5 protein-coding genes are annotated in these 3652 nt (G+C 58.6%); 3 read left to right on the top strand and 2 right to left on the bottom strand.

Features of this window, described 5'->3' with window-relative positions; all coding sequences use genetic code 11:
* From NW820_RS06040 to NW820_RS06050, 3 genes are all read left to right on the top strand, one after another.
* On the top strand, nucleotides 1–688 hold a 688-nt coding region (locus NW820_RS06040; RefSeq protein WP_414406974.1), incomplete at its 5' end, for a M50 family metallopeptidase.
* Between the two features lie 131 nt (nucleotides 689–819).
* Nucleotides 820–960, top strand: a complete 141-nt coding sequence (locus NW820_RS06045) for a hypothetical protein (RefSeq protein ID WP_414406975.1) — start codon at nucleotides 820–822, stop codon at nucleotides 958–960.
* Nucleotides 961–1099: 139 nt separating this feature from the next.
* Nucleotides 1100–2215: a glycosyltransferase family 4 protein gene (locus tag NW820_RS06050; protein WP_414357496.1), complete on the top strand. Its 1116-nt coding sequence runs from the start codon at nucleotides 1100–1102 to the stop codon at nucleotides 2213–2215.
* Between the two features lie 95 nt (nucleotides 2216–2310).
* Here the strand turns inward: NW820_RS06050 and NW820_RS06055 are convergent, their stop codons facing one another.
* Both NW820_RS06055 and NW820_RS06060 read right to left on the bottom strand, forming a co-directional pair.
* On the bottom strand, nucleotides 2311–3294 hold the full coding sequence (locus NW820_RS06055) for an ABC transporter ATP-binding protein (RefSeq protein ID WP_414344385.1): 984 nt from the start codon (nucleotides 3292–3294) through the stop codon (nucleotides 2311–2313).
* Between the two features lie 132 nt (nucleotides 3295–3426).
* The coding region (locus NW820_RS06060) for a hypothetical protein (RefSeq protein WP_414406976.1) at nucleotides 3427–3652 on the bottom strand (226 nt) is incomplete at its 5' end.

Genomic DNA, 3652 nt, shown 5'->3' on the forward strand with positions numbered 1-3652 from the left:
CCGGCACAGCTTGGTTTGGTTGGTGGCTGCTGCAGGTCTGACGGTCTTGCTCTGGCAGCTCCCCTGGGGCAACTATATCCTCTACCCCTTTACGATTCTGGCCACCTGGTTTCATGAGATGGGCCATGGTCTGATGGCAGTGCTGTTGGGGGGGGAGTTTCATCGTCTGGAGATCTATCCCGACGGCTCGGGGCTGGCCTTTCACAGTGGGCACTTGTTTTTGGGGCCGGTGGGTCGAGCTTTGGTGGCCGCCGGTGGGCCAATGGGGCCCCCAATGGCCGGGGCGGTTTTTATCCTGGCTTCTCGTCGTCAAGGTACGGCCCAGTTGGGGTTGTTGGCTTTGGGATCCCTGCTGTTGCTATCGACGCTGCTCTGGGTTCGCTCTCCCTTTGGCCTCCTGTTCCTCTTGGGTATGGGTTTGGGGATCCTGGCGGTAGCTCGCTGGGCTTCCCCTTGGTTGCGGGGCTTTGCCGCACAGTTTTTGGGGGTGCAGGCCTGTGTGAGCACCTACCACCAGCTTGACTACTTATTTACGGCCTCTGCCGTGATCAATGGGCAGGTGATCCACTCCGATTCCAGCCAGATTGCCCAAAACTTGTTCTTGCCCTACTGGTTTTGGGGAGGGGTGATGGCGGTATCTTCTTTGGTGCTGCTGATAACCAGCTTGCAGCTGACGTTCCGGGACTAGCCGGCAGGGGGCAAAGCCGCAATTTTGGCAGTGGTTCGTGTTATGTAAAAATCCGTCCTCTATCCCTGCCCAGTCGAGAAAACCGCCGCTACAGTAATGGGCAAGAGGAGTGAGGAGTTGAGGAGTGGAGCATGTGGCGGGATATTATTGGGCTGGCCCTGGCGGCGACCTTACTGTTGATCAGCAAAACCGCCGCAGATACGCTTGGCCAAGGCCAGGTGCAGACTTTAACCGAACCTGAGCCAACGCCCCATTCTTTTCCGGTGGAGTGAGGTACTCAAGTCTGCTGACGGAAGTCGTAGCGGCGTTGTCGTTTTGTGCAACACTCATTCTAGAGTCTTTAAGGGCTCCGTCCGAGTAGCGCGGTCGCAGCAGCGTTGCGGAGCAATAACAGTAGGCTTGGGATCCCTGATGCGCATAGCCCTATTTACGGAGACGTTTCTGCCCAAGGTGGATGGCATCGTTACCCGCCTCTGCCACACGGTGCGTCACCTAACCGCTCGAGGCAACTCGGTGCTCATCGTCGCGCCCCGGGGAGCCCCCCGGCGGTTTGCACGGGCACGGGTCTACGGGATCCCGGGGATGCCGCTGCCTCTGTATCCAGAGTTGAAGCTGGCTGCCCCCGGCCCGGCCATCGGCAAGTTGCTCAGCCGTTTCCGACCGGATGTGATCCACGTGGTGAACCCGGCGGTTTTGGGATTGGGGGGCCTCTACTACAGCCAGACGATGGGGATCCCACTGGTGGCCTCCTACCATACCCATCTGCCGAAGTATCTGCAGCATTATGGGCTGGGCTTTCTGGAGGGGGTTTTGTGGAATCTCCTGAAGCTGGGGCACAATTTGGCGCGGGTCAATCTTTGCACCTCGACGGCCATGATGCAGGAGCTGAGCGCCCACGGCATTGAGCGGGTGCAACTGTGGCAGCGGGGAGTGGATACGGAGTTGTTTCATCCCCAGGCGGCCAGTTCAGAAATGCGGGCTCGGCTCACGGCGGGGCAACCGGAACGGCCTCTCTTGCTCTACGTGGGACGGCTTTCGGCTGAGAAGGAAGTGGGGCGGATCCGGGTCTTGTTGGAGCAGATCCCCCAAGCCCGCTTGGCTATTGTGGGGGATGGGCCAGAGCGGGGATCCCTGGAGCAACATTTTGCCGGCTACGATGTGGTGTTTACGGGCTATCTGCAGGGGGAGTCTCTGGCAGCGGCCTTTGCTTCGGCGGATTTGTTCGTGTTCCCCTCCCGCACCGAGACCTTGGGGCTGGTTCTGTTGGAAGCCATGGCTGCCGGTTGTCCGGTGATCGCCCCCCGCTGCGGCGGCATTACCGATGTGGTGGACAGTGGGCGCAATGGCTTTCTGTTCGATCCCAATTCGGATAGCGACTTTGTCCAGGTTACCCAGCAACTCCTGAGCAGCGTCGGGCAGCGACAGCTCTTCCGACAGCAAGCCCGCCAAGAGGCAGAACGTTGGAGCTGGTCGGCAGCCACCCAACAGTTGGAAGGCTACTACCGGGCTGTTATTGCCGCCGATTAGCGGTGCGGAGCACAGAGTCCCCTACTGGGAAATACTCAGGGCAGAACTCCGTCCTGCTCTCGGGGTTCTCCATAGCACCAGTGCGAACGGCCAGCCTAGGCAGAGACCGGATGATCCCCTTCAATGGCCCGCACTTGCTCCACAAAGAATTCTTCTAGGGATTGCCGTTGCCAATGCAAGTCGGTGACCAGTGCCCCCGCTTGGTTCAAAAGGCTCAGCAACTCCGGTAGGGATCCACTCCATTCCCCCGACCAATGGGATCCCTGAATCGAGAAGTGCTCTAGGCGGTCGCGGAACTGTTCGACGGCGCCACCGTGCCCCTGTACCCGATAGCTTTTGCTCTCTCCCAGCAAGTCATCCAAAGTTCCCTGATGCACCAATTTGCCGCCGATGATCAGGCCGACTCGGTTGCAGATAACTTCCACATCCGCCAGGATATGGCTGTTGAAAAACACCGTTTTGCCCTGCTGCTTGAGGGACAGAATGATCTCGCGCATTTGATAGCGGCCCATGGGATCCAGTCCCGACATCGGCTCATCCAGAAACACCAGCTCTGGGTCGTTGATCAGCGCTTGGGCCATGCCAGTGCGCTGCAGCATGCCCTTGGAGTAGGTGCGCAGTTGTTTTTTGCGGGCCGTATCTATAGAAAGCCCCACCAGCTCCAGCAGTTGCGGGATCCGCTCCTTCAACAGGCTATTGGGCAGACCAAACACCTTGCCGGCAAACTGGAGAAACTCCCATGCCGTCAAGTAATCGTAAAAATAGGGGTTCTCCGGCAAATATCCCACCTGTTGCTTGATGGAGCGATCCCCCAGGGGTTTGCCCAGCAAAGTGCCGCTGCCGCGGGTGGGCTCCACAATGCCCAGTAGGCATTTGATGGTGGTGGTTTTCCCGGCCCCGTTGGGCCCCAGCAGCCCAAAGGTTTCTCCGCGGGCCACAGTCAGAGAAAAATCTTTGAGGGGGCTGACCACCTTGTTCAGCCAAAATCCTGTGCGATAGGTTTTGGTCAGGCCGGTGATGGCAATGACCGGCTCTGGTGCCGCGAACGCTTCTGCTGGGGAAGTGGGGGTCTCGCTCATGGACTCGCTCGTAGGTATGTTGGAGTTGAGGGAGAAAAAGGTGCCGCGAACACCGAGTTAAGGAGCACACAGTCCGCCAGGCGATAGGCTACCCAGCCTAACCTTTAGTTTACCCACAGGCTTTGTCCCAGCCTAGGCTTGCCGCAGCACTTCCGGTAGAGGAAAGGGGCCAGAGCAAACATACTCCGCGTAGGTATCCGCTTCATTCGCAACAGCGGTGCGGTTCCTTTGCCGTAGGCACAGCACTTTGCTCTGACCTCCCTTCAGTAGCATTCTCATCATCTGGGATGATTCTGGGATGATGATTTCCATCGCGTTGGCGGTGCGGAGCAAGAAAATTGAATCCAGAGGTTTTGTG

The sequence above is a fragment of the Synechococcus sp. R55.7 genome (assembly GCF_047461955.1).
GTDB lineage: Bacteria > Cyanobacteriota > Cyanobacteriia > Thermostichales > Thermostichaceae > Thermostichus.

What these genes read in the sequence shown, in the direction of transcription:
- NW820_RS06055 (WP_414344385.1), bottom strand. Translation starts at nt 3,294, where the DNA reads ATGAGCGAGACCCCCACTTCCCCAGCAGAAGCGTTCGCGGCACCAGAG.
- NW820_RS06050 (WP_414357496.1), top strand. Translation starts at nt 1,100, where the DNA reads ATGCGCATAGCCCTATTTACGGAGACGTTTCTGCCCAAGGTGGATGGC.
- NW820_RS06045 (WP_414406975.1), top strand. Translation starts at nt 820, where the DNA reads ATGTGGCGGGATATTATTGGGCTGGCCCTGGCGGCGACCTTACTGTTG.